2 protein-coding genes and 1 pseudogene are annotated in these 2,190 nt (G+C 58.7%); all 3 read left to right on the top strand.

What is annotated here, in order from left to right; all coding sequences use genetic code 11:
• Positions 1 to 421 precede the first annotated feature (421 nt).
• The 3 genes and pseudogenes from HK28_RS09320 to HK28_RS09315 all read left to right on the top strand — a co-directional run bounded on the left by HK28_RS09320 (position 422) and on the right by HK28_RS09315 (position 2,163).
• Positions 422 to 1,510: an LLM class flavin-dependent oxidoreductase gene (locus HK28_RS09320; RefSeq protein WP_086644318.1), complete on the top strand. Its 1,089-nt coding sequence runs from the start codon at positions 422 to 424 to the stop codon at positions 1,508 to 1,510.
• Between the two features lie 126 nt (positions 1,511 to 1,636).
• A pseudogene (locus HK28_RS14305) lies at positions 1,637 to 1,840 on the top strand (nitroreductase family protein); the annotation flags it as partial.
• A 5-nt stretch (positions 1,841 to 1,845) separates the two neighbouring features.
• Complete coding sequence (locus tag HK28_RS09315; RefSeq protein ID WP_233140458.1) at positions 1,846 to 2,163, top strand: hypothetical protein; 318 nt, start codon at positions 1,846 to 1,848, stop codon at positions 2,161 to 2,163.
• Positions 2,164 to 2,190: the final 27 nt, after the last annotated feature.

Genomic DNA, 2,190 nt, shown 5'->3' with positions numbered 1-2,190 from the left:
TCCGCCGTCCGTAATCTGTTCGTCCCACCAGCCTCAATCGACAACGCCATCTCCCGACATCTGCACCGTCTCAGGGCCTTCGCTCAATGGAATAACGCGATCGCCGCTCAGGACTGAAAACTCCCGGAAATACCCTCAAATACCCCATGCCAGCTGACGTGAGAGCTCCCCACATGTTATCGGCCGAATATACCGCCAGCAAGGCGGAAAACGAACTCGCGAACGTGGCAATACGAGCCACGCGGCTCAGGCGCCAAACGCCAGACAAATCGAGCGCAACGAACCGGATCCACAAAATCTCTCTACGACACCTACTCAATCGATAAAACCGGCCGCATACAGGCGTTAATTTTATTCACATGACGGGCATTGGACGGCAGGACCATGGTGACCACCATTTCGATCGATCGGAGTCCGGCCCATGTCAGTCAACTTCATTGGCTATATAGGATTTAATAATACGTCCGAAATTCATGGCGGCGTCAGGAGCCGGGCGCTCGACCCCCGCTATGTTCAGGATGCGTTGAAAGCGCAGGAGGAAGGAGGCTTTGACAGGGTCCTGATTCCGTTCGGCTCTTCGTCCCCGGAAAGCCAGATCGTTGCGGCCTATGGCGCGGCACTGACTTCCCGCCTCGGATTTCTGGTCGCGCACCGTCCCGGCTTCACCCAGCCGACTCTCGCCGCCCGCCAGCTCGCCACACTGGACCAGCTGTCGAACGGACGCGTCGCCGTCCATATCATCACCGGCGGTGCAGACGAGGAGATGGCGAAGGACGGGGACGTCGGAACAACTAAAGCCGAGCGATACGCCCGTAGCGACGAATATCTCGAAATCCTGCGCAAAGAGTGGTCGTCGATGGAGCCGTTCGACCACGAGGGCAAATTCTATCACATCCGGCGTGCGGTGAGCGCGGTACATCCAAATAACCTGCCGGTGTTCTTTGGCGGAACGTCTCCCGAAGCCATCGACGTGGCAGGACGCCACGCGGACGTTTACGCCACCTGGGGCGAAACGCTTGACGCCACGCGGGAGGTCGTGTCGCGCGTCAGGGCTTCGGCCGCGCGGTACGGGCGTTCGGTGGGTTTCTCTCTATCATTGCGGCCAGTGATCGCGGAAACGGAAGAAGCCGCCTGGAAGCGCGCGAAAGAGATCGAGGATCTGGTGCGCGCGAACCGAGAGCAGCAGGGGCTCGCGGTATCTGGACACCGCCCCCTGAATGACGGCTCTCGACGCCTGCTGGAAACCGCATCTGACAATCGGCGCGACGCCCGGTTGTGGACTGGCGTCGCCGCGCTGACGGGCGCGGCCGGTAATTCAACCGGGCTTGTCGGAACGCCTGAACAGGTCGCGGAAGGTCTGATCGAATATTATCGCCACGGTATCAACAACTTTCTGATTAGAGGCTTTGAACCTCTAGAAGACGCGAAACACTATGGCGAAGCATTGGTCCCGTTGGTGCGCGAGCGTGTGGCGGCTCTGGAAGCCTCCGGAGAGCTCAAAGCCGGGTAACAAGCTGGCCAACTGATCCCGCCCTCATGCCCAGCCACCTATGGCGTTCCGTTCGCTCTGGGGCGCAATCTTGAATGGCAGTTCCAGCCACTGACGTGTCGATCATCCAATTCAAGGCGAAACTTCATGGTATTGAAGGATTTTTCCGTTGCATGGCGGCAGCGATACGGTGACGCCTCAGAAGCAGCGCCGATGGAGAGCGCGGACGCGCAGACGCTCAGTCCTCTGAAGCACCGCTCTGTAAGGTCTTTTCTGAACACGCCGCTGCCGCCTGGCGCTCTTGAAAGGGCAATAGCGGCGGCCCAGTCCGCGTCTTCTTCATCGAATCTGCAACCGTGGAGCGTCATTGCGGTTCAGGATCGGGAGCGGAAAGCAAGGCTGTCGTGTCGTTCGAAGCCGCAGGTCTCGGCGTGGTCTTTATCGGCGCACTGCGCAATAATGCGGAAGCCGTGGCGCACGAACTTCAACTACCGCCACAAACCTCCGTCGCGTTCGGTTTAACTGTTGGAAAACCTGATTCATCGCGTTCAACTTTTATCAAACCCCGCCTTGCGCAGTCTCAGGTTCTGCATCACGAACGTTACGGCGCACCGAACGAAGAGACTGCGGTCGCACGGTATGACAAGATTTTCTTAGGGCGTGTCGTCAGTTAATTTTGATGATGGCGGAGACGAGTTGGA

Origin of the sequence: Acetobacter sp. DsW_063 (assembly GCF_002153745.1) — a bacterium.
In the GTDB taxonomy this organism is placed as follows: domain Bacteria; phylum Pseudomonadota; class Alphaproteobacteria; order Acetobacterales; family Acetobacteraceae; genus Acetobacter.
Note: the sequence above shows the minus strand (reverse complement) of the source record. Positions and strands in the feature narration are given on the sequence as shown.

What these genes read in the sequence shown, in the direction of transcription:
- HK28_RS09320 (WP_086644318.1), top strand. Translation starts at nt 422, where the DNA reads ATGTCAGTCAACTTCATTGGCTATATAGGATTTAATAATACGTCCGAA.